Annotated in this window: 10 protein-coding genes; 1 reads left to right on the top strand and 9 read right to left on the bottom strand. The window is 73.5% G+C overall.

The window, feature by feature from the left end; translation table 11 throughout:
• Positions 1-19 precede the first annotated feature (19 nt).
• Complete coding sequence (locus ACFYZE_RS07010; protein ID WP_388989676.1) at positions 20-430, bottom strand: DUF3291 domain-containing protein; 411 nt, start codon at positions 428-430, stop codon at positions 20-22.
• Positions 431-545: 115 nt separating this feature from the next.
• On the opposite strand from ACFYZE_RS07010, the gene ACFYZE_RS07005 reads away from it, so the two are divergent.
• Entirely contained in the window at positions 546-1,163 is a 618-nt protein-coding gene (locus ACFYZE_RS07005) for a MerR family transcriptional regulator (RefSeq protein WP_388989674.1), read from the top strand.
• 3 nt (positions 1,164-1,166) lie between these two features.
• On the opposite strand, the gene ACFYZE_RS07000 is transcribed toward ACFYZE_RS07005, so the two are convergent.
• The 8 genes from ACFYZE_RS07000 to ACFYZE_RS06965 all read right to left on the bottom strand — a co-directional run bounded on the left by ACFYZE_RS07000 (position 1,167) and on the right by ACFYZE_RS06965 (position 22,767).
• Complete coding sequence (locus ACFYZE_RS07000) at positions 1,167-2,477, bottom strand: NAD(P)/FAD-dependent oxidoreductase (RefSeq protein WP_388989673.1); 1,311 nt, start codon at positions 2,475-2,477, stop codon at positions 1,167-1,169.
• Between the two features lie 31 nt (positions 2,478-2,508).
• Entirely contained in the window at positions 2,509-3,243 is a 735-nt protein-coding gene (locus tag ACFYZE_RS06995; RefSeq protein WP_388989671.1) for a 4'-phosphopantetheinyl transferase family protein, read from the bottom strand.
• Positions 3,244-3,365: 122 nt separating this feature from the next.
• Positions 3,366-5,162, bottom strand: a complete 1,797-nt coding sequence (locus ACFYZE_RS06990; protein ID WP_388989669.1) for an acyl-CoA dehydrogenase family protein — start codon at positions 5,160-5,162, stop codon at positions 3,366-3,368.
• Complete coding sequence (locus tag ACFYZE_RS06985) at positions 5,149-5,397, bottom strand: hypothetical protein (protein ID WP_388989667.1); 249 nt, start codon at positions 5,395-5,397, stop codon at positions 5,149-5,151. Before ACFYZE_RS06985 ends, ACFYZE_RS06990 begins: the two co-directional genes overlap by 14 nt.
• Positions 5,384-7,108 carry an acyl-CoA dehydrogenase family protein gene (locus tag ACFYZE_RS06980; protein ID WP_388989665.1) on the bottom strand — a complete coding sequence of 575 codons (1,725 nt, stop codon included), beginning with the start codon at positions 7,106-7,108 and terminating at the stop codon, positions 5,384-5,386. The genes ACFYZE_RS06985 and ACFYZE_RS06980 overlap by 14 nt, the downstream gene beginning before the upstream one ends.
• On the bottom strand, positions 7,105-8,739 hold the full coding sequence (locus ACFYZE_RS06975) for a PfaD family polyunsaturated fatty acid/polyketide biosynthesis protein (RefSeq protein ID WP_388989664.1): 1,635 nt from the start codon (positions 8,737-8,739) through the stop codon (positions 7,105-7,107). The genes ACFYZE_RS06980 and ACFYZE_RS06975 overlap by 4 nt, the downstream gene beginning before the upstream one ends.
• Positions 8,740-8,763: 24 nt before the next feature.
• The gene (locus tag ACFYZE_RS06970) at positions 8,764-16,311 is read right to left on the bottom strand and encodes a beta-ketoacyl synthase N-terminal-like domain-containing protein (RefSeq protein ID WP_388989662.1); all 7,548 of its coding nucleotides are present in this window, start codon (positions 16,309-16,311) and stop codon (positions 8,764-8,766) included.
• Between the two features lie 105 nt (positions 16,312-16,416).
• Positions 16,417-22,767, bottom strand: coding sequence for an SDR family NAD(P)-dependent oxidoreductase (locus ACFYZE_RS06965; RefSeq protein ID WP_388989660.1), 6,351 nt, complete (start codon positions 22,765-22,767; stop codon positions 16,417-16,419).
• Positions 22,768-22,821: the final 54 nt, after the last annotated feature.

The raw sequence follows: 22,821 nt of genomic DNA, 5'->3' as shown, positions 1-22,821 counted from the left end.
GGTCTGTGCTGACGGCTGTTCAGGAACGGGATTCGGCGGCCTGCTGCTCGGCGAGGCGGCGCTTGGCGTCGCTCCAGGCGATCGGCAGCTCGCCGACCGGGACCTCCCAGAAAGTGAAGACCGAGTGGCGCATGGTGGGCCGCAACCCCTTCATGATCGAGTTGTGCGGTTCGGTCTTGGCGTAGGCGTAGAGCTGCTCGCGGCTCTCCCAGGCGGAGAGGGTCCAGAAGGTACGGCGCAGCGGATCCGCGATGAGCGAGGCGCCGAGGGCCCCCTGGGCGCCGCGGACCTGCTTCCAGGCCACGAGGGAGCGGAGGAAGAACCGCGGCACGTCTTTCAGTGAACGCACCTCCAGGCGGGAGGCCATGACCAGCGCGGTGGCGAGGCCGGGCCGCGGCGCGTTCGGGGTGGTCCAGGGAAGTGTGGGCATGACTGTGTCTTCCTGGGAGGGGCCTGATGCGGACGCCGCCCGCGGCCACATTGGACAGTGCCACTATCGATGATAGACAGTAGAGCTATCGAATGGCCAGAAGGAAGCGAGCCCGATGCGAATCTCGGAACTCAGCCGGAAGAGTGGGGTCTCCGTGCCCACGATCAAGTTCTACATCCGCGAGGAGCTGCTGCCCGCGGGTCGCCTCACCTCGGCGACCCAGGCCGAGTACGACGAGCAGCATCTGCGCCGGCTGCGTCTGATCAGGGCGCTGATCGGGATGCGCGGGCTCTCCGTGGAGGCCGCCCGGCAGGTGCTGGGAGCCCTCTCCGAGGAACAGTCCTCCCCGCACCTCGTGCTCGGCCTGGCCCTCGGCGCGATCCGGCTCTCGGAGGAGCCCACCGAGGAGTCCGAGCAGCTGGCCGCGGTGGAGGCGCTGATCCACGAGCTGGGCTGGCAGGTGCACAAGGACGCCCCCGCCCGCAGCGTGCTGGCCGAGACTCTGGCCAGCCTGCAGCAGTTCGGGATGGCTCTCGACTGGCACGCCCTGCTCCCCTACGCCCGGCTGGCCGAGGAGACCGCCCGCCTGGATCTCGACCAACTGGACGGGGTGACGGACCCCTTGGAGCTGGCCGAGCGCGCCGTCGTCCTCACCACCCTGCTCGAGCCCGCCCTGATGGCGCTGCGCAGGCTCGCCCAGGAACACGAGTCCGCGCAGCGCCACAAGGAGTGAGGCTCACGCGCCCTGGCCGTCGAGTTCCTCCAGCAGGCGGCGGGCCGCCTCGGCGCCGGAGGAGAAGCCGGCCTCGTGCGAACCGATCTGGTCCCAGCCGAGCCTGCGGGAGTGGAAGTAGGAGCCGCAGAGCTTGATCCTGGTGCCCTCGTTGACGTCGTAGATGTCCTTCTGCAGTTCGCGCACCGGGTTGTCGATGATCGGGTGGGTGTAGGAGAAGCGGGCGATCACCGTCTCGGGCCGTACCTCGCGCGGGTAGTCGAGGGTGACGAAGTAGTCCTTCTCGGCCGTGAAACCGTGCAGCTTGTTCATGTAGTACGCGACGTAGGTGTGGGCCCGGCCGTCCGTCGAGACCTTGCCGTAGTTCCACGCCTCCCAGCGCTCGCGGTCGGCGGGCATCACCGACTCGTCGGTGTGCAGCACCACGTCGGAGGAGTTGTAGCGCACGGTGGCCAGGACGTTGCGCTGCCGCTCGGTGGGGTTCTCCAGCATGGCCAGCGCCTCGTCCGCGTGCGCGCCGATGACGGCGTAGTCGAAGCGCTCACTGCCGCCGGCCGTGGTCACCGTGACGCCGTCCGGTTCCCGGCGGACGGCGGTGACCGGCTCGCCGGTGCGAACCTCCGGGCCGATGGCGGCGATGGCCTTGCGCACGTAGGAAACGGAGCCGCCGCCCACCGTGCGCCAGTCCACGCGGCGCCCGCCCAGGCCTCCTTCGTCGTGGCCCATGTAGAAGGCGATGACGGTGGAGGCGGGGATCTCCCAGATCAGCTCGGCGGGAACCGACCAGACGGCCGAGCAGAGCAGGATGACGTAGGAGTGCCGGAACTCCTGGCTGTAGCCGCCGCGGTCCAGGTACTCGCCGAGCGGGATGTCGGTGCGGCGGCGCAGGAAGTCGCGGCGGCCCTCGGTGTGGAAGCGGCGGGCCTCCCGCCAGATGGTGAGGAACTCCGGGGAACCGGCGTAGCGGACCGTCACCTCTTCTTCCGTGAGGTCGAGTTCATCGGTGCCGTACTCCAGCCCGGTGTCCAGGTCGAAGAAGTTGAAGCCGCCGAGGTGCTCCACCGCCTCCACGCCCAACTCGTCGAAGAATGCGTAGAGGTTGGGGTAGGCGGGGCGGTTGAAGACGACGAAGGCGGTGTCGATGCCGAGGACGCGGCCGGCGTCCTCGATCTCGACCGTGTTAGCGTGCCCTCCGAGCCGGTCCTCCCGTTCGAAGAGGGTGATCCGGGCGCGGTCACGCAGATGGTAGGCGGCGGAGATGCCGGAGACGCCGGCGCCGATGACGGCGACGCGGGGGGTGCGGTCGGGTGCCATGGTGGTCCTCCACGGGGAAGTGAACGGGCGGTCAGGCGGCAGGCGCCTCGCCGGGGTCGGCGAGGTCGGCGAGGTCGATGCGGTGCAGGTCGCCCGCGCGGCCGTGCTCGGCGGCGACGGCGAGCACATGCCCGGGGGCGGGGTGCAGCAGCTCGAACCACCAGGCGTCGCCCGCCGTGGGCGGCCGGTGGGGGTCGTGTACGGTGATCGGCCCGTCCGGCGGGGTGGAGAAGGTGAAGCCGGCCAGGTCCCGGGTGATCCCGGTGCCAAGGGCCTTGAGGTATGCCTCCTTGAGCACCCACAGCTCGCTGAGCCGGTCGGCGCGGACCGCCGGTGGCAGGGCGGCCAGTTCGGCGCGCTCCGCGTCGGCCAGGTGCGGGATGAGGTGGGTGGCCGCGTCCGGTGAGGCGGGGGCACACTCGACGTCCACCCCGCAGTCGCGGCCGTGAGTGGTCACGCAGGCGATCAGGCCCTCGGTGTGCGAGAGGTTGAACCGCAGCCCCTCGCAGGGCGGTTCGGGCTCGGGCCGACCCCAGGGGCCGGACCGGAAGCGCCAGGCGTGCGGCGGACGTCCAGTGCGCGCGCTGAGCGCGTAGCGGGCCAGCAGCCGGGCCCCCAGGAAGCGGCGGCGCGCGCCCTCGCCGCGCAGGCGCTCCAGGCGGGCCCGCTCCTCCTCGGTGAGCAGCCGCCGGCCGCCGAGCGCGGTGGCGAAGCTCTCCACCGCCCGCTCGGGCAACAGCCAGAGCACGGCCGGGTCAGCGCTCATCGGGGCATCCTCCTGCCGGAGAGCGGTGTCCGGGAAGGCGGCGGTGTTCCCGGGTGACGGGTCCGGGGGTGAGACGGGCGGCGTCTGCGGGGCGGGGCTCACGCCGGTGTCCTCCTTGGGGGTCAGTGGCGGACGGCGTCCTGGTCGACGGCGCGCGTGGCGAGCGGGAACTGCCAGTGCGAGAAGAGGCGGTCCTCGCGGTGGAAGTGCCGCAGCACGCGCATCACCTCGTCCACCACGGCCTGGTCGGTGACGGCCTCGTGCGGCCGCAGGTGCCGACGCAGCCGCTCCAGTTGGAGCAGCAGCACGGCGCCGCTCGGCAGCGGCTCCTCCAGGGCCTCGTGCGAGTGGACGAAGGTGAGCACGCACGCGGCCGCGGCGTGCACCAGGCAGTACTCCTTGGCCAGGTCGAAGAGTTCGGCGGACTGGCCGTAGGCGCGGCCCAGTTCGGCGCGCAGCCACTCGCAGCCCTCGGCCAGCGAGGCGGTGTGGCCGAGCAGTTCCTCGGCGGTGTCGGCGGCGCGGCGCACCCAGTCGCGCTGGTCGTCCTCCTTGGCCTCCTCGGCGAGGGCGCGCAGCCGGGCGATGCCGTCCGGCGCGGCGAGCACCGTGTCGTCCCGGCCCCGGCTGAACAGCTCCTGCAGCCAGGGCCGGTAGGGCGGCATGGACTGATCGATGCCGTACAGCACGGCGGCGTTGCGCACCGCCTCGGCACGCAGCCGCTCGTCCCCGCTGACGGCAGTGGTGAGGAGGGGCTGCAGCTGGTGGCCGAGGTTGCGCAGATTGACGACGGTGTTGCCGTCGGCGAAGTTGGCCACCAGCAGGTCGCGAAGCATCTTCTGGAAGACGCCGTAGTGCGGGTGGCCGCGCAGGAAGAAGCGGGCGCCGAGCACGACGGCGAGCTGGGACATGGTGCGTTCCAGCAGGGTCGGCACGAAGTACTTGACCACCGAGGAGGAGACGCTGACCTGTTGCGGCGTCACCTGCAGCCCGCGCACCGCGCCGAGGCTGACCGCGTCGGCCACCAACAGGTCGGCGAACACCTCGGTGAGCTGGCGGCGGCTGTACGGGATGTCGCTGACGGCCTGACCGAGGATGACCCGGCCCTCGGTGAAGTCCAGGGTGAGCCGCAGGCCGGTGTCCACCGCGGAGAGCGCGATGCTGCTGATCTGGGCGCGGGCGGTCTGGGTGGCCTTGAGGGCGGTCTCCAGGCCCTCGCCCTCGGCGCCGAGCCGTGCCTCCTCCGGCACGAAGACGCCCTCCACCCGCAGGCCGCTGATGTCCATGGCGCGCAGGCCGTGCAGCCGCTCGCCGGGCAGCTCCTGGACGCTACCGACCGGGGCGGTGCGCTTGTCCAGCACGAAGACGGAGAAGCCGCCTGTGCCGCCGCGCTCGCTGGTGCGGGCGAAGACCACCATGCCGTCCGACCAGGTGGCGTTGCCGATCAGCCACTTCTCGCCGGTGAGCAGGTAGCCGCCGTCCACCCGGGTCGCGCTCATGGCGTTGGCCAGCAGGTCGCTGCCGTAGGCGCGTTCGGACAGGCCCCAGGAGAGCCGGTGGCCGTGCTTGACGGCCTCGACGATCCGGCGTTTCTGCTCGTCGGTGCCGGCGATCCACACCGGCATGAAGGCCAGGTTCGTGATGATCAGCGCGGTGGCGGTGGCCGGGTCGCGCCGGGCGACCAGCCGGACCAGGTTGAACTCGGCCTCCACGTCGCCCGCGCGGCCGCCCTGCTCACCGGGCAGCGCGTACTCCGGCACCCCCCAGCCACGCAGCATCTGGACGAACTCGTACGGGTAGGACTCCCGCTCGTCCAGCTCCATGATCCGCGAGTACGGCATCCGGGCGGCAGGATCGTGCGGGCAGCCGAGGAACTCCTCCAGCCGGGCGGCCAGTGCGGTCAGATCAGCCTTGGGCATCAGCGGCCTCCTGAGGCGTCGCGGCCAGGCGGACGGGGGTGGCGGACTGCTCGCCGACGAGGACGGACTCCGGTACGGCCCAGCCGCGCAGCAGGTGGAGGAGCTCGTCCGAGTGGGACTCCCGCTCGTCCAGCCCCACGATCCGGGCGTACGGCATCCGGCCGGCAGGATCGTGCAGGCAGCCGAGGAACTCCTCCAGCCGGGCGGCCAGTGCGGTCAGATCAGCCTTGGGCATCAGCGGCCTCCTGAGGCGTCGTGGCCAGGCGGACGGGGGTGGCGGTGAAGAGCACGCCCTGCTCGCGCAGGGCGGCGAGGGTGTCGAGGGCGGGCAGCAGGTGCGGGCCGCACCACCGGGGATCGGTGCCCTCGGCGCGGGCCAGCAGGTAGGCGAGTGCGGCGCGCAGCCAGCCGGTGGCGCCGGGCTCGGCGCCGTAGAGCGGGCGTTCGCGGTTGGCCCACCACAGGTGGACGCAAGCGGCGGCCCCGTGCAGCCAGGCGTAGCGCTCGGCGAGGTCGGCGAGGGCGTTGGGGTCGGCGCCGGGCCGGCGCGCGGCCTCGGCCTGCGCGGCGAGGCCGGCGGCGGCCACGGACAAGCGGTCGACGAGGTCCGAGGTGTCGTGGTCCAGAGCCGCGTGGACGGACGCGGCCACGGTCGGCAGCCCGCCCAGCACCGGGTCCAGGCCCCGCGCGATCAGGTCGAGGCGGGCGGGCTCGTAGGGCGGCAGCTCGGTGTCCAGGGTGAAGATGCGGTGCAGGGTCTGCGGCGCAGGCGTCTCGGTGGTGGCGAGCAGGGTGGGCAGCTGACCGCAGTAGGCGCGCAGGTTGGCGTACGGGCTGGCGTCGATGACGCGGATGACGGCCGAGTCGCGCTGCAGCTTCTGGAACACCCCGTCCCCGGGGGCCTGCTCGCGCAGCACCGAGCGGGTCGCCAGCACGGTGCCGCAGCGGCGCAACAGATCCTCGGCGGCCTCGGCGACCAGGTGCTTGGCGGCCAGGCCCCAGACGCTGAACGCTTCCGGCACCACGTGCACACCGCGAGCGGCCGAGAGCGCCACCGCGTCCGCCGCCAGCAGCGCGGCCGACGCGATCGACAACTCCCGTGCCGCGTACGGCGTTGCGGACAGCGCCGTACGGCCGAAGCGGCGCTCGGCGGCGAAGCCGAGCGTGAGTCGCAGGGCGGTGTCCGCGATGCCGAGCGAACCCGCCATGCTCATCAACCGCACCGCCTGCTGCGCCCGGATGGCGACCTCCAGGCCCTCACCCTCCTTGCCGACCTGGGCGTCCCACGGCACCGGGAGGGCGTCGAAGCGCAGGGTGGCGAGGTCGATGCCGCGCATGCCGCCGGTCCGCGGCGCCGGCAGCCGGCTCAGATCGTCGGGGTCGACGGTTTCGTCGGTCAGATCGAGCAGGAAGGAGGTGAAGGCGCCGGGCCCGCGTTCGCCGGTGCGGGCCACGACGTAGACCGCCTCGCACCGCAGGCCGTTGCCGACCAGCCACTTCTCGCCGTGCAGCAGCCCGTCCGCGTCGAGCCGCACTTCTCCGGCGAGCAGGTCGCTGCCGTGTTCCGCTTCGGTGAGCGCGAAGGCGACGGCGCCGCCGTCCCGCAGGACGCGCGCCACCCACTCCTGCTGCTCCGCGGTGCCGTGCAGTTGCAGGCAGGTGGCGGCGATGATGCTGAACATGGTGCCGGGCATGATGCTGACGTCCCTGCGGGCCGCCGCGCGGACCAGCGTGAGGCTGCGGTCGAAGGACTCGAAGGCGCCGCCCCACTGCTTCGGCAGGTAGTTGAGGTGGAAGCCCGCGTCGCTCAGCACCTCGCACAGCTGCTCGGGGAACGCGTCCGCCTCGTCGCGGGCGACGGCGGCGGCGTAGCCGTACGGGTTGGCGGGGTCGGCCGGGTCGCCGAGCAGTTGCTCCAGCGCCTCCGGAGTCAGGTCGGCGCTCACCTGGCACCTGCCTTGGGTGCGATGCCGGCGGGGGTCTCCAGCGGGACGGGGCGGTAGTCGGAGGCGCCGGCCGGGATGTGCACGCCGGCCAGGCGCAGCTGGGCGAGGCGGGTGTGGAAGGCGGCGCCGCGCATCAGGTGGTGGGCGACGTCGGCGACCCGGCGGTTGCTGGGGTTCTTCAGGTAGCTCCCGGTGACCCAGTCGTTGAAGGAGCCCATGGCCGGTCCGCACCAGATCTGGTAGTCCTGCGCGCGGCTCTGCTCCCCCGTCACCGCCCACCGCGATGCCATGCCCAGGTACCAGCGGAAGACCAGGGCCATCCGGCGCTTGGGGCTGCCCGCGGCGCGGGTGAGCTGGTCCGGGTCCCGGCGCTCGAAGTAGGCGATGCAGTCCTGCCAGACGTCCTGAAGCGGGCGGCGGAAGATCTGCTGCTCCAGCCGGGCGCGCTCGGCGGGGGGCAGCGCCTCCAGGCCGTCGTACGCCTGGTAGAGCTGGTAGAGGCGGCGGGCGCGCATCGGGAAGAGCGTGCCCTTCTTGAGCACCTGGAGGTCGACGCCCATCTCGAACATGTCGGCGGCCGGGGCCATCTCGCAGTCCGCGATTCCGGCCTCGGCGAGCATCGCCTTGGCGGCCGGGGAAGCCCCGGCCTCCAGACAGGACTGGTTGACCGAGCCGGTGACGACATAGGCCGCGCCCATGGCGAAGGCCGCCGCGACCGCGACCGGGGTGCCGAGGCCGCCGGCCGCGCCGACCCGGATCGGCACCGGGTAGCGGTGCTCGCGCTGCACGTGGTCGCGCAACCGCAGGATGGCCGGGAGCAGTGCGGGAAGCGGGCGGCGGTCGGTGTGGCCGCCGGAGTCGGCCTCCACGGTGATGTCGTCGGCCAGCGGCAGGTGGTGTGCGAGCGCGGCCTGCTCGGCGGTGATCAGTCCCTGCTCCAGCAGGGAGCTGACGGTGGCTGCGGGAGCAGGGCGCATGAAGCGCTCGGCGGTCTCCGGGCGGGAGATCTTGGCGATCAGCCGGTTGCCCGCCACGATCCGCCCGGCCTCGTCCCGCCGCAGCCCGGCGAGCCGGTAGCGCACCACATGTGGGGTGAGGTCCATGTAGGCGGACGCCTCGACGCAGCGCACGCCGTGACGCAGGAACAGCTCCACGGCCTCGCGTTCCAGCCGGTCCTCGCTGGGGCTGTGGATCAGGTTGACGGCGTACGGCAGGCCGGGGATCTCGGAGGCGAACCGCAGGAGCGCCTTCTCGATCACCTCGGGCAGCAGCCCGGCCGCGCCGAAGGAGGCCAGGAAGCCCTCCCGGGCCAGCGCGATCACCATGTCGGCGGAGGCGATGCCGCCTGCCATGGCCCCGGCCATGTAGGGCTGGCGTACGCCGTGGGCGGCGGTGAAGGCGGAGGATCCGAGCCGGTGCGGGGGCAGCGGGGCGGCAGCTGCCAGGAGGTGCGGGCCCTGGCCGGTGGGGGCCGCGGTGCCGCCGGAGACGGCGCCGGGGCCCTGCGGCGTGCCGACGATGAAGCAGGGGTTCTCCAGGTCGGCGAGGACCTGGTAGACGCCGGCCGGGTCCGTGCTGGGCGAGCCGTCGCCGTACCAGCGCAGGGGGGTCTGGGGGTGCGTGGTGGACATGGGAAACGCAGCTCCTAGGCTGGTTCAGGCGTGGGCGGGGGCGGAGCGAACCTCGATGGCCGCGTCGGTGAGTTCGTAGATGCGCAGGCCCGGCTTCCACAGGTCCGCGTCGGCGATCAGCAGCAGCCGGTCGGCCTCCCGCCGCACCTCCTTGATGTGCACGTCGAAGCGGAGTTCGCCGTCGTCGCGGAGGATCTGGCCGCGGTACTTCCAGCTCATCTCCACGCCGGTGGCCATCGCGAAGCGCGGGTTCTGAATGCCCTCGGCCAGTCCCTGCTCCAGCACGAACAGACGCATGGCCTGCAGTACGGCTTCCACCCCGAGCGAGCCGGGCATCACCGGGTCGCGGTGGAAGTGGCAGTCGAAGTACCACTCGTCGGGGCGCACCTGGCGGTAGCCGTGCAGGTAGCCGGCGCCGTGCCGGCCGCCGTCGGCGACCAGGTCGACGTGGTCCACCAGGTGGAAGTTCTCGCCGGGCAGGTGCAGGTGCCCGCCGGCGGAGTCGGTGAACGCCGGGGCGTCCTCGGTGAGTTCGATGCGGCGCACCCGCTCGGCGGCGGGCGGCTCCTGCTCGATCCAGGGCGCGACGTAGCTGCCGTTGTCCAGGCCGACCTGGTTGGCGAGCGCGGCCTCGCTGAAGTAGCCGAAGAGGGATTCGCCCGTGTAGAAGACCTCGCCGTCCGCGGAGAGCTCGTAGGAGAAGTTCTGCAGCACGGCGCCCGAGACGGCGCTGGTCATGAGCAGCTTGGAGTGGTGGCGGATGGTCCTGCCGCGCAGGTCGACGTCCTTGACCAGGGTGGCCCGGCCGTCCAGGTTGCGGATGGAGTACTGCTGCTGCGGTTCCTTGAGGGTGGCGCCGAGGTAGTAGCCGAGGAAGATGGCTGCCTGCAGCGAGGTCTCCATGTACACGCAGTTGGGCATGTGCGGGTAGGAGTTCTGCCGGTAGTACCAGGCGTCTTCGGGCGAGTCGTACTCGGTGACCATCTCGGAACCGGGGCCCAGGTCGCCGCGGGTGCCCTTGAGCGACATCACCCGGTCCACGAACTGGAAGTCGCCGTTGGGGATGTAGGGGGCGCGGCTGCTGCGGTAGACCTCGAACTCCGGGCCCATCGCCATGTCCAGCAGGCCCTTGGCGGCGTGCGCCAGGTGCAGTTCGTTGATCATCGCGGGTTCGCCGCTTCGGTTGCGGCGACCGAGGAAGGCCGGCACTCCCCCGGTCTCCGGGCGGTACGGGGTGCCGTCCTTCTCCCGCACCTGCAGGCCGAGGTTCCGCATCTTGATGACCGGCTTGTCGCCCAGGTAGACCAGGATGTCCGCCATCACGGTCGGCCGCGGCAGCAGCGTGATCTCCATGATCTCGACCTCGTAGCGGATCTCCCGGTGCTCGGGGGTGACCTGGCCGCGCACCTGGACGTCGATCCGCTCGTCGGTGACGGTCTGGAAGCGTGCGTCCGGCAGGGTGAGGTGCATGCCCAGGTAGAGCAGGTAGATCTGGAGCAGTTGCACCGCGCCCTCGGCCACCAGCGAGCCGGCCAGCACCGGGTCGTCGGGGAAGTGGCAGGTGAAGTACCAGGCGTCCGGCTCCAGGTGCTTGACGGCGGTGAGCTTGCCGAGGCCGCGCGGGCCGCCGAGGCGGTCCACCGTCACCTCGTCCACCATCCGCAGCATCGCGTCCGGCAGCCGCAGAGCCGGATTGAGTCCCTCGTCCTGGGCGTGTTCGGGACCGAAGACCTCACCGTGCCGGCCCTGCGCGAGCAGTTCCAGGTCGGCAGCGGTGAGCAGGGTCTTGCCGGTGCGGGCGAGGGGCTTGAAGTAGCCCTTGGTCAGGGCGGCGCGCTCGGCGCGCTCGCGGTCGGTGATGACGACGCCGAGCGAGGAGTCCAGCTCCTGCCTGCTGAAGAACCCGGCGCAGGCGTCGCGGAGTTCGAGGATCAGCTCACCGTCGGCGTAGCAGTTGTAGCTGAAGAAGAACAGCGTGGTGTCGCCGTTGTGGACGAAGCGGTCGATGGAGATGTCGTAGCGCAGTGTCTGCCCGGCCCGGGGCAGCCCGCCGCGGAAGATCAGCGAGCTGTCCAGCAGGCGGTAGACCCGCTCTCCCTTGTTGCGGAAGTCGATGCCGAGGTAGCTGACCAGCAGCAGGTCGCACTGGCCGGCCTCGACGGTGACGGCCGGCGGTGCGCCCTCGTCCACCAGGTACCAGGCGTCCTCGGGGATGTCGTACTCGGTGGTGATGGTCGCGGGGCCGAACGTGCCGGTCCGCGCGTCCAGCCTGGTCACCCGGGTGACGAAGTGGTACGGCGGTGCGGGCAGGCGGACGCGCTTGGCGTAGGCGTCGATCGGCGCGAACTCCGGGCCGAACACCTTGGCCACCGACCCGGTGGCGAACTCCAGCAGCGCGGCCTCGTCCCAGATCACCCCCTCCAGCGGGGCGTTTTCGGGCGCCTCGGTCGCGGCCGGGCGGGCCGGGGCGGGGGCGGGCGCCGCCGGGGGCAGCGGTGCGGGCTCGGGCGCAGGCGCCGCCGGGGGCAGCGGTGCGGGCTCGCCCTGCAGGGGGGCGGCCGGCGACGCCTGCGGGGAGATCGGCTCCCCGGCGAGCAGGGCCTCGGCGCGGCTGAGGGTGGCCTCCTGGAGGACGCGCTGGGTCTCCATGACCACCGAATGGGTGGCGATCATCTGACGGCGCAGCTCCCGCACCAGGTCCGCGGCGGGCACGCCGGTGCCGGTCGCATGTGCGGGCGCGTCCGGGGCCGTCGGTGCGGTGGGGACGTGGGGGAGGACGGAGGCTGCGGTGGGAGGCTGCTCGGGGCTCGCCGGTGCCCACGGCAGGAAGGCGATCGGGTCGCCGTCGAAGACGATGGCCTCGGGGTCCGCGACGGTCGGGTCGGCGGGCATGGGATCGGGTTCCTCCGGTGCGGTGGACGGGACGGGGGCGGAGGCAGGTGCGCAAGCGGGTCCGGAAGCGGAGGCTGCGGGCACGGCCACCGGGGTGGCGACCGGCCGAGCAACAGGCTGACGGGCCGTCAGCAGGCTGACGGCCGGGGCGATGGCACGCACCCCGCGGGCCACGCGCTCCGGCAACGGGTCGCCGCCGCCCACCCGGAAGCGGGCGGTGCGCCGGGCCGGGACGGGCGCTTCGGCCTCGGCCTCCGCACCGAGCAGCGCCGCGAGGTCCACCGGCAGGCCGTGCCCGACCAGCCGGGCGACCATCTGGGCGATCGACTTGGTGGCCGGCACGCCGCGCCGGTCCACGCAGACCGCGACGTGCGCCTGCTCGCCGAGGGTTTCGCGCACCCAGCGGGAGCAGGTGGCGCCGGGGCCGACCTCGATGAAGTAGCGGTAACCGTGGTCGTAGGCGGTGCGGATCAGGCGCGGGAAGTCGATGGTGGAGCGCAGGGTGTGCGCGATGCGCCGGGCGATGCGCTGCCGGTCGAGGCCGGGCAGCTGCTGGTAGTCATAGGCGGAGAACAGCTCCAGGCCCTCGATGGAGCCGGTCGGGTAGTCGTTCAGCCCGGCCAGGCCGTCGAGTTCGGCGTCCACCACCGGGCAGTGCATCACCACGCCGACCGGCGAGCGCGCCGCCGGGCAGCCCAACTCCTCGATCAGCGCACGGCACTGCGCGGGGTCGCCCGCGATCACCAGTTCGCCGGGGGTGTTGACGTGGGTGAGGAAGACCCGGTCGTAGCGGGCCAGCGCGGCCTGCGCGGTCCGCTGGTCGGTGAGCAGCACGTGTGACGCCCACAGGTCCTTGTCCGGGGTCCCGGCCGGGATGTCCTGCCACAGTTCGCGCACGGTGCGGCGCGGGCCGACCAGGCGGTCCCGGAAGATCGGGGTGGTGCTGATCAGATCGTCCCGGCGGCCCTCGGCGAGCCAGCCGTTGGTGGCGAAGAGCATGCTGGACTCGCCCAGGCTGTAGCCGAAGCCGCCGTGCGCGGTGACGCCCAGAATCTCCCGCACCAGGTGGGTGTAGAGGATGGCGAAGCTGGTACCGGTGGCCAGCATGAAGGGCACGTCCTCGCCCAGCGCGGACTCCAGCTCCATCAGCTCCCGCCGTCCCGGCGTCACGAAGGTGCGCGGGTAGAGCAGGGCGGAGCGCAGCTGCCGGGCGGGTTCCTCGGCCTGCGCCTCGAAGTGCTCCAGCAGGCCGGGAAAGGCACGGAACAGGTCCTGGCCGAGGCCCGGGTAGGAGTTGAACGCGCCCGGGTAGACCAGCGCGACCTTGCCCTCCGGGCCGATCGGGCAGGCGGTGAAGTAGGAACCGGCCGGGGTGGCCCACTCGCCGCCGGCGGCGTGCGCGCCGGGGATGTCCCGGGCGGCGAGTTCCAGTTGCAGGCGGAGGTCGGCCGCGTTCCGGCCGACGAGCACCGCGCGCAGCGGCGCGCCGGGGAGTTCGCGGGCGGCCGCGCGGGCCAGCGTCAGCGGGTCGGCGCCGCCGTCCAGCAGGCCGCGGTGCCGCTCGACGGAGGCCAGCAGGCCGTCGAGGCTCGCGGCGGAGAGTGCCAGCAGGATCGGGCCTTCGGCCCGCTCCCAGTCGGCGGCCACCGCGCGCCCGCGGGTCCCGTCCGCGGAGAGCACCAGGTGCGCGCATGCGCCGTGGGCCCCGAGCATGCTCACGGCGGCGTGCCGCCGGGCCCGCCGCGAGGAACGCAGCCAGGGCCGCGAGCGCTCGGGTACATAGAGCGCGGACGTGGCGAAGCCCTCCACGAACTCCGCGGACGGCCGCTGCCACCCGGCGGTGCCGGGCAGGTACCCGTGATGCAGGCAGAGCACGGTCCGGATCAGCCCCGCCATCCCGGAGGCGCACCCGGCGTTCCCCAGCTGCGCCTTGGCGCTGCCCAGCGCGACGGTGCGCGTGTGGTCGACGGGGCTGCCGGGGGCCGGGGCATCGCCGAACGGGTCCGGGGTGTCGCCGGAAGCGCGCACTGGACGTTCGCCACGCTCCGGGGCCGTGGCGTCGGGCGGGGCGACCGCCCCTTCGGCGAGGCCCTGGCGGGAGGCTGCCACGGCGCCCGCGGCGCCCACGGCGGCCGTCGGGCCGTCCACGGCCTCGTCCCCCGCCGCCGTGCTCGGCTCGGCCTGCCCGGCGGGGCGGTACACCCGTGCCAGGGCGGTGAGTTCGGCGTCGTCCTCAGGCTCGGTACCTGCCGCGTGAGCCTCGACGTAGCCGACCTTCGCGGCGGAGATCCCGGCGGCGGCCAGGGCCGCCTCCGCGGTGGCGGCCAGCGTGTCGGCGTCCGCCTGCGGTGCCGCACCGTCGCGGGGCTGGGCGGTGCGCATGGCGAGGGCGTCCAGGCGGGCGTAGACGCGGCGGCCTTCGGACTCACCGCTGCGGGTGACGACGACCGCGCCGGCGCCCTCGCCGATCCGCATGCCGCGTGCGCCCTCGGCGAAGGTCAGGCCCGCCTCGGAGACCGCGTCGGGGTGCAGCAGCAGGTGCTCCGGGGAGCCGGTGAGGTCGACCGCGCCGACCAGCACCGCCTCGACACCCGGATCGAGCAGCAGCAGCCGGGCGACCTCCAGGGCCTCCGCGCTCCCCGAGCCCTCCGAGGAGACGGTGAACGACGGACCGGTGAGGTTCCACAGCGAGGAGATACGGCTGGCCATGACGTTGCCGATGTAGCTGAGCACCTCGTTGGCCACGATCGGCGGCACCACCGCGTCCCGGCCCACCGCCGCCACTTCGGCGAGTTGCTGCTCCGTCAGCTCCACTCCCGCGGCCTCGAACTGCTCCCGCAGGAAGCTCCCCAGTGTGTACCGGGTGAGCCTGGCGTGCGTGTACGGCTCCAGCTCCATCGCCACCACCACCGCGATCCGCCGCGGCTCGGGCGCGCTCGCGCCCGGCGGGATGGCCCGGCTGTACCCGGCGTCGCGCAGCGCCTCGTCGGCGACCTGGGTGGCCAGCGCGTGCTGGAGGTTGTAGGTGCGCAGGTCGGCGGGTGGGATCTTGTGGTCGACGGGGTCGATGTCCACCCCGTCCACGTAGGCGCCGCGCGGCACGGACTCTCCTGCCAGCCCGGCCTGTTCCAGCGTTCCGCCGCCGGTCTGTTCCAGGCCGCGCCAGCGCCGCTCGGGCAGCGGGCCGAACGCGTCCGCGCCCGCGTGGACGGCCCGTTCCAGCGCGTCCACGCCGTCCAGCGGGCCGAAGTGCGCGCCCAGGCCGACGATGTCCAGCGCGGGCAGCTCGGCCGGGGGCTCCTCGACGGGCTCCCAGGTCTCCGCGGCCTCGGGCGCGGAGAGCACGACATGCGCGTTGGTGCCGCCGAAGCCGAACGCGGAGACGGCCGCCCGCAGCGGACCCACCCCTTCGGGCCACGGCCGGCCCTCGCGAACCAGCACGTCCTCACCCACCCGGCCGTCGCTCGAGCGCACCGGCTGTTCGACGCCGATGGTGGGCGGGATGTGGCCCTCGTCCATGGCCAGGACCACCTTGAGCAGGCTGCTCAGTCCGGCGACGGTGAGCAGGTGCCCGACGTTCCCCTTCACCGAGCCGATCAGCGGTACCTTGCCGTGGCGGCCGAAGAAGGCGGCGACGGACTCGGCCTCGGTGGCGTCGCCCAGCGGGGTGCCGGTGGCGTGGCACTCCAGGTAGTCGATGGCGGAAGGGTCCACGCCGGCCTCGGCGTAGGCGAGTTCGTAGGAGGCGAGCTGGCCGCCGGCCTGCGGGACGAGAAGGTGGCGTCCGCTGCCGTCGTTGCTCAGGCCGATGCCGTCGATGACGGCGTGGATGCGGTCGCCGTCCCGCAGCGCGTCGGCGAGCCGCTTCACGGCGACCACTCCGGCGCCCTGGCCCGTGAGGATGCCCTCGGAGCGGTTGTCGAAGGGCTGGCTGAAGCCGCTCTCCGGGTAGGCGCGCAGGTCGCTGAAGGACAGGTGGATGAGGGTGGGGTCCGGGGCGCAGACGCCGCCGGCCAGCACCAGGTCGGCCTGCCCGGCGGCGAGGTGGGCGCAGGCCAGTTTGAGCGCGTAGAGCGCGGAGGAGCAGGCGGCGTCCAGGGCGTAGCGCGGGCCGCCGAGGCCGAGCGCGGCGGCGGTGACGGCCGCCGGGGAGCCGCTGACCCGCAGGTTCTCGCTGCGCAGCAGGTCCGCGTCGACCAGCGAGGCGCCCGACGGGAGCCCGGCGGGCGTGGGCAGCCCGGCCTGGCGCAGGCCCTCCAGCACCGCCTCTCGGGCGAGCGGGATGCTGATCCGGGCCGAGGTGGGGGTGGGGAAGGAGTAGTTGCCGAGGACGAGCGCGGTGCGGGCGAGGGTCTCCGGCTGGGCCTCGTAGCCGCTGTCCCGCAGAGCCTCGCGGGCCGTGTAGAGCGACCAGTGGAAGATCCGGTCGAGACGGGCGAGTTGCTCGGGGTCGAGGCGGTAGCCGGTGGGGTCGAATGCGAAGTCGGTGATGAAGCCCCCGCGGCGGCAGTAGATGCGGTGCTGCGGGTCGAGGTCGGCGTCCTCGGGCGTCGCGCCGAAGATCTCGTCACCACCCTCCCGGCGGGCGTCCGCCCCACTGCGCAGGTTCTGCCAGAACTCGGCGGGGGTGCGGGCGCCCGGGAAGAGACAGGACAGGCCGACGATGGCGTACTTGCTCATCAGAGCGAGGTCCCTCCGTAGTCGGTCGGCCCGGCCGGCAGGCGCGCGCAGGCGCACCGGCCGGGCCGACCGGGTCAGGTCGTCAGTCGGATGCGGACGGGCCGGTCAGCCGACGACGAACTTGGCCGTGAGCTGCGGAGCCGAGATCACGGAGACGTCGTGCAGACGCATCAGCACCCGCCCGTCGGGGGCGCAGGCGGTGACGGTGAGTCGGGCCTCGGAGCCCGCGCTCGCGGAGCCGGGCTGCACCAGGACGAGGAAGGGCTCGCCGTCGGGCAGCGGGTGGTGCAGTTCGGCGCGGCCGACGCCGAGCGGGAGCCCGGCGCTGCCTCGGAAGAGCCGCACCCACACCAGCGCGGCCTGCAGCAGCAGGTCGGCGGTGCCGGGGGCGTAGCGGGCACCGGCGAAGGCGCCGCCCGCGGTGCGGTGTTCGGTGAGGGCGCACTCCAGAACGAGGCGGGACTCTTCCTCGGCGAGCACTCGCCGGATGCCGCGCAGCGAGGGGCCGTGGAAGAGGGTGCCGTCGGCGTACAGGCCGTCGGCGGCCCGGCCTCCGCCCACCGGGGGCAGCCCGGCGACGGGCGCCTGCAGCGCGGCCGGCGCGGTGTCCAGGACGGCGGCGTAGTGGGGCCGCACCGCGCCGTCCTGGCTCACCGAGCGGATCGCTGCCTGCACGGCTCCGGGGGTTTCCGCCAGCGGGCTGATGACCAGGCGGCAGTCCTCCGGCTGGGTGCCGTCGAAGACGATGCCCTTCTGCACCGAGAACTCCCGCACCTGGCGAACCTCGCCGCCGGTGGCGCGCTCCACCGCGCCGATCGCCCAGCCGAGGGCCACGGCCGCCGGGAGCACCGGGGCCTCACCGATCACGTGGTCGGCCACGAGCGGGTCCTGAGCCAGCTCGGCGATCCGCCGCTCGACGGTGAGGGAGGCGACGGGAGCGCCCGTGACGCGCTCGGAGAGCGGGGTGGTCGGCCCGAGCACGGTCACCACGTCGTCCGCGCGCTCGGCGGCGAACTGGTCGGCGAACATCGCGACGCCGGTCTCCTGCGGGATGAGGGTGATCCCGCGCTCCCGGAAGACGGCCTTGATCTCGGGGGAGACCATGCCGCTGTCCCAGGCGCCCCAGTTGAGCGAGGTGACCCGGGCGCCGGGGTGGCGCCGCTTCCAGGAGGACGCCCAGGCGTTGAGCGCCTCGTTGGCCATCGCGTAGTCGGACTGGCCGCGGTTGCCGAAGAAGCCGGCGACCGAGGAGAAGAGCACCACGTGCCGCAGCGCGCCCGCGTCCAGCGCGGCCGTCACGGCGCGCAGTCCCGCCAGCTTGGGCGCGAAGACCCGCTCGATCTCGGAGGCCTTCTTCTGCGCGATCAGCTGGTCGGCGAGCACCCCGGCGCCGTGCACCAGGCCGGTGACCCGGCCCCGGTAGGGCGCGAGGGCGGCCGCCGTGGCCTGCGGGTCGGTGATGTCCACCGCCAGGTACTCTGCCTGGCTGCCCGCCGCGCGCAGCGCGTCCAGGGTCGCCCGCACCTCTCGGCAGCCGACGACGGCCCGGTACGCCTGCTCGACCCGCTTGGGGGTGGGCTTTTCGCCCGCGGCCTTCAGGTCGGCGACGGCAGCCGCCTTGAGCCCCGCGGCGTCCTGTACCCCGCGCGCCCACTCCGGCTCCTCCTCCAGCGGGGTGCGGCCGAGCAGCAGCAGGCCCGGCTGGTGGCGCCGCGCCAGCTCCACCACGCAGGCCGCGGTGATGCCGCGCCCGCCTCCGGTGACGACCAGCAGGTCCTCGGAGCTCAGCGGCTGCGGCTGCGCACCCACCGGGTGCAGCGGCTGCTCGCCGAGGGCGAGGGTGACGCGGCGGGTACCGTCGTGGCCGACCTGGACGGGCTCGGTGGCCGCGTCGTGCACCTCGCCGAGCACCAGCGCGGCGGCGGCGCCGGGCGCCAGGCCGGGGGCCAGATCGACGGCCCGGCAGAAGACCTCCGGGGCCTCCACGGCCAGGGTCTTGACCAGGCCGGCGACGCCGCCGATCGGCGCCAGGTGCTCGTCGACACCGCCGAGGCCGAAGGAGCCGTCCAGCCGGGTGACGGTGGTGTAGGCGGTGCGGCCGAAGCCGGCGGCGGTGCTCAGCGGCTCCACCAGGTGCTTGGCCACCAGCAGGGTGTGCGCCAGGCGGCGCACACCCTCCGCCCAGTCCGCCGGGGGCACCGTGCACAGGTCGAGCACCAGGCTGATCCGCTCGCCCAGCGCCTCCTCTACCCGCGCGGCGAGTTCGGTGACGCCCCAGCCGGTCAGCGCGTGGTCCACCGCGCCGTCCACCCGTTGCGGCACGCCGGGCAGCCGCAGCACGTGCACCTTCCAGCCCTGCGTCTGGAGCCTCGCGGCGATCTCGGGGGCCAGCTCACCGCCGTCGTCCACCAGCAGCGCGCCGGAGGACTCGGGGTAGGCGTTCACCAGCTGGTCGGGCACCGGCAGTTCGGCCAGTGCGGCTTGCGCCCGGCCGATCCGGCCGCGCTCCGGGGCGGCTTCCGGCTCGGGCGCCGGGGCCGGGGCGGAGTCGGCGGACGGGCCGGCCTGCGGGGCGGGGGCATCCTGGCCGGATATGAAGCCCACGATGTCCTGAAGCGTCCGCAACTCGGCCAACTGCTCCGGACTGGCAGCCGCACCCGAGGCGAACCGCTCGTGCAGCACACCCATGATCTCCACCCGCTTGATGGAATCGATGCCCAGATCCGCCTCGACATCCATCCCCAGCTCCAGCATCTCCGCCGGATACCCCGTCTTCTGCGCCACCACCTCCAACAGCGCCGAAGTCACCGTCGCCACATCAGGCCCCACAGCAGCAGCCGCAACCGGCGTGGCGGCGACCGGCGCGGGCGCCGGGGCCTGGGCCGGGACCTGCGCCGGGGCCTGCGCCGGGGCCGGGACCTGCGCCGGGGCCGAGGCCTGGGCCTGCGCCGGGGCCGGGAGCGCGGCGACGGCGGGTGCGGCGGGGACGGCCACCGGCTGCGGCGCCGGGGGGCGGACGGCGGCCGGGACGGGCGCGGTGTACGCCTCCGGCGAGGGCGCGGGGGCGGCCACGGCAGCCGGCGCAGTCCGGGCCGCCGGAGCCGCGCCGAGTTCCAGCCCGGCCAGCTCGCACAGGATCTCGTTGGCGCGCAGGTGGGTGCGGCCGATGGCCAGGCTGTGGTCCTTGACGGCGGTGACGCCGGAGAGCACCTGGTCCAGCTGCCCCTTGTCGTAGGCGCGCTCCAGCAGACCGGCGAGGCGCTGTGCGCTGTTCAACTGCCCGTTGAGGTACTCGTCGTGCAGCGCCAGGTGGTCGGCGATCACGTTGGCCAGACGGTCGTTGTCCACGGATGCGGTCTCCTGAGCAGTGGGGACGGGTGCGAGGGCCGGGGCGGGGTACGGCGCAGGGGCCGCCACCGGCAGCGTGGCGACGGCCGCGGCCGTGCCCCGTTCGGTGCCGGCCGTCGACTGGACGGCGGCGGCGACCGCGCCGGGCAGAGGGGCGACCGGCAGCGGCGCCACCGGCTCGGGCGCGGGGTCAGACGCGTTCGGCTCGGACGCGGGGTCAGACGCGTTCGGCTCGGACGGCGCGGCGAGCATGGTCGGCGCGGCTGTCCGGTAGCCGTTTTCGATCGCCTCCCGGTACGCGGCCTTCCGCTCCGGCGAGACGTAGTTGATGCCGTTGAGCATGATCGCCATGCCCTTGACCGGCCCTCGCTGCACCGGCGGGGCGACGTACCGGTCCGCGGTGCTCAGCGGCAGCCCCAGAACGGCGAGTCGGGCCACCGCCTGCTTCAGCGCCAGGTCCGCGTCACGGCCCGGGCCGGCGTCCACAGCCAGCACGGTGTGCGGGCGCTCGCCGAGAATGCGCCGCACCAGCTGGGTGAGCACACTCTTCGGCCCGAACTCGACGAAGGTGCGGAACCCGGCCGCGTACATCTCCTCGACCCGGGCGGCGAAGTCCACCGGGTGGATGAGCTGCTCGGCGAGGATCCGGCGGTTGGCCGCGAGGTCCGCACCGTAGGCGGCACCGCGGGTGTTGGCGTAGACGGATCCGTGCGGCTCGGCCACCTCCGCGGCCTCGACATGGGCGCGGAACGCCTCCACGGCGTGGCCGACGTAGGGGGTGTGGAAGGCCGCGGACACCGGCAGCCGGGACGCCTTGATCCCAGCCTCGCCCGCGGCGGCCACCAGCTGCTGCACGGCCTCGGTGGCGCCCCCGACCACGATCTGGTCCGGCGCGTTGCGGTTGCAGACGTGCAGCCCGGGGATGCCGGCCAGCAGCTCCGCGACCCGCTCCTCCGGGGCGCTGACAGCGGCCATCGCCCCGGCGTCGAAGCCGGGCTCGGCGGGCGGCGCCATCGCGGCGCCCCGGGCCCGGGCGAGGGCGAAGTACGTGTCGTCGTCCAGCGCCCCGGCCGCCCACAGCGCGGTGAGCTCGCCGAAGCTGTGACCGAGGTAGCCCTCCGGTGCGAAGCCCAGCTCGCTGAGGTAACGGAACTGGCCGGCGGCTAGGGCGCCGATGGCGGGCTGGGCGTACTCGGTGGCGCGCAGTGCGGCCTCCTGGGCCGTGCGCGCGGCCTCGTCGAAGGCGGGCGGCGGGAAGGCGATCCGGGAGAGCGGCTCGGCGCCCTGGAAGTGCCGGTTGGCGCGGTCGAAGGCGGCGCGCAGCGGCGGCAGCGCCAGCACCGCGGTCATGCCCGGGTTGACGTACTGGCTGCCCTGCCCGGCGAAGAGCGCGCCGATCCTGCCGCGCTCCCCGGCCTCGGCGGCGCGGCGACGGAAGAAGACGCCCTTGGGGTGCGACCAGGAGTCGGCCTCCGGGCGGGCGCGCAGTTCGCGCAGCGCGAGCTCCCGCAGTGCCGCTGCGTCCTCGGGGCCCTGCGCTGCGAAGGCGACACGGGCGTGGCCCTCGGGGACGGGGCCGCCCTGCGCGGGCGCGCCCTCGGCGAGCGCGGCGGTGAGCGCCGCTGTGTCGGCGGCGTGCCACAGGTGGACCTGGGCGACCGGGAACATCACCTGGAGGTCCTCGCCGTCGCCGTACTCCTCCAGCACCACGTGGAAGTTGGTGCCGCCGAAGCCGAAGGACGAGACGGCGGCCCGGCGCTGCGGACGGCGCGGGTCGCGGATCCAGGGCCGCAGCTGCGTGTTGACGTAGAAGGGGCCGCCGGTGAAGTCGACGGCCGGGTTGGGCTGGTCGACGTTGATGGTGGGCGGCAGAACCTTGTGGTGCAGGGCCAGCGCGAGCTTGATCATGCCGGCCGCGCCGGCCGCCGCCTTGGTGTGCCCGATCTGCGACTTGACGCTGCCCACGGCCGCGTACTGCCGCTCCTCGGTTGCCGCGGTGACGACGGCGGCGAGCGAGCTGAGCTCGGTGGCGTCGCCGACGGCGGTGCCGGTGCCGTGCGCCTCGAAGAGCTCGACGTCGGCCGGGGAGCAGTCGGCGTCGTGGTAGGCCCGCTCCAGGGCGAGGACCTGACCCTCCTTGCGCGGGGCGTAGATGGACTTGAACCGGCCGTCGCTGGCGGCGCCGATGCCGCGCAGCACGGCGTAGACGCGGTTGCCGTCCCGCTCGGCGTCACTGAGCCGGCGCAGCGCCAGCATGCCGATGCCCTCGCCGATCAGCGTGCCGTCGGCGTCCCGGTCGAAGGGCCGGATGCGGCCGGACTTGGAGAGCGCCGGCGTCTTGCTGAAGCAGAGGTACATGAAGATGGTGTTCTCGGCATCGCAGCCGCCCACCAGCATGGTGTCCGCCCGGCGCTCCAGCAGCTCACTCACGGCCGCCTTGACGGCTCCCAGCGAGCTGGCGCATGCGGCGTCGACGGTCATGTTGATTCCGCCGAGGTCCAGCCGGTTGGCGATCCGCCCGGCGACCACATTGCCGAGCATGCCGGGGAAGGAGTTCTCCTCCCAGGGGGCGTAGGCGAGGCGGAACTTCGCCGCGATCTCTTCGGCGTCCCGGTCGGAGAGGCCGCAGCTGCGGACGACCTCCTTCAGGACGGGGGTTTGCAGGCGGGCGGTGAGCGGCTGGGTGAGCTGGTTGGCGCCGGTGATGCCCAGCACGACGCCGGTGCGCGAGGCGTCGTACCAGGACTGTTCGGCGCCGGCGTCCTTGAGCAGGTCGCGGGCGACCACCAGGCTGAGCAGCTGGAGGACGTCGGTGACCTCCAGGGTGTTCGGCGGCAGCCCGAACTCCAGCGGGTTGAAGGGCGTGTCCGGGATGAAACCGCCGCGCTTGGCGTAGGTCTTGTCCGGCACCGCCGGGTCGGGGTCGTAGAACTCGTCGACGTCCCAGTGGGTGGCGGGCACGTCCTCGATGCAGTCGGCCGCCGCGGCGACGTTGGCCCAGAACTCCCGCAGGTCACGGGATTTGGGATAGAGGGCGGACAGACCGACGATCGCGATCGGGTCGCGGGCGAGGCGGCGGTCGAGGTCGGAATCCTGCGAAACGTTCACAGCGAGGCTCTCTCGAGTGTCGGGGCAGGGCAGTACGGCCCGGCCTCGTTGGGG

Origin of the sequence: Streptomyces sp. NPDC001796, assembly GCF_042892355.1 — a bacterium.
Classification (GTDB): Bacteria; Actinomycetota; Actinomycetes; order Streptomycetales; family Streptomycetaceae; genus Streptomyces.
This window is presented reverse-complemented; position numbering and strand designations above follow the sequence as displayed.

Bases quoted from the DNA above. Each gene is read 5' to 3' on its own strand.
- ACFYZE_RS06985 (WP_388989667.1), bottom strand. From the start codon at position 5,397: ATGCCCAAGGCTGATCTGACCGCACTGGCCGCCCGGCTGGAGGAGTTC.
- ACFYZE_RS06975 (WP_388989664.1), bottom strand. From the start codon at position 8,739: ATGTCCACCACGCACCCCCAGACCCCCCTGCGCTGGTACGGCGACGGC.
- ACFYZE_RS07000 (WP_388989673.1), bottom strand. From the start codon at position 2,477: ATGGCACCCGACCGCACCCCCCGCGTCGCCGTCATCGGCGCCGGCGTC.
- ACFYZE_RS06995 (WP_388989671.1), bottom strand. From the start codon at position 3,243: ATGAGCGCTGACCCGGCCGTGCTCTGGCTGTTGCCCGAGCGGGCGGTG.
- ACFYZE_RS06970 (WP_388989662.1), bottom strand. From the start codon at position 16,311: ATGAGCAAGTACGCCATCGTCGGCCTGTCCTGTCTCTTCCCGGGCGCC.
- ACFYZE_RS06990 (WP_388989669.1), bottom strand. From the start codon at position 5,162: ATGCCCAAGGCTGATCTGACCGCACTGGCCGCCCGGCTGGAGGAGTTC.
- ACFYZE_RS07010 (WP_388989676.1), bottom strand. From the start codon at position 430: ATGCCCACACTTCCCTGGACCACCCCGAACGCGCCGCGGCCCGGCCTC.
- ACFYZE_RS07005 (WP_388989674.1), top strand. From the start codon at position 546: ATGCGAATCTCGGAACTCAGCCGGAAGAGTGGGGTCTCCGTGCCCACG.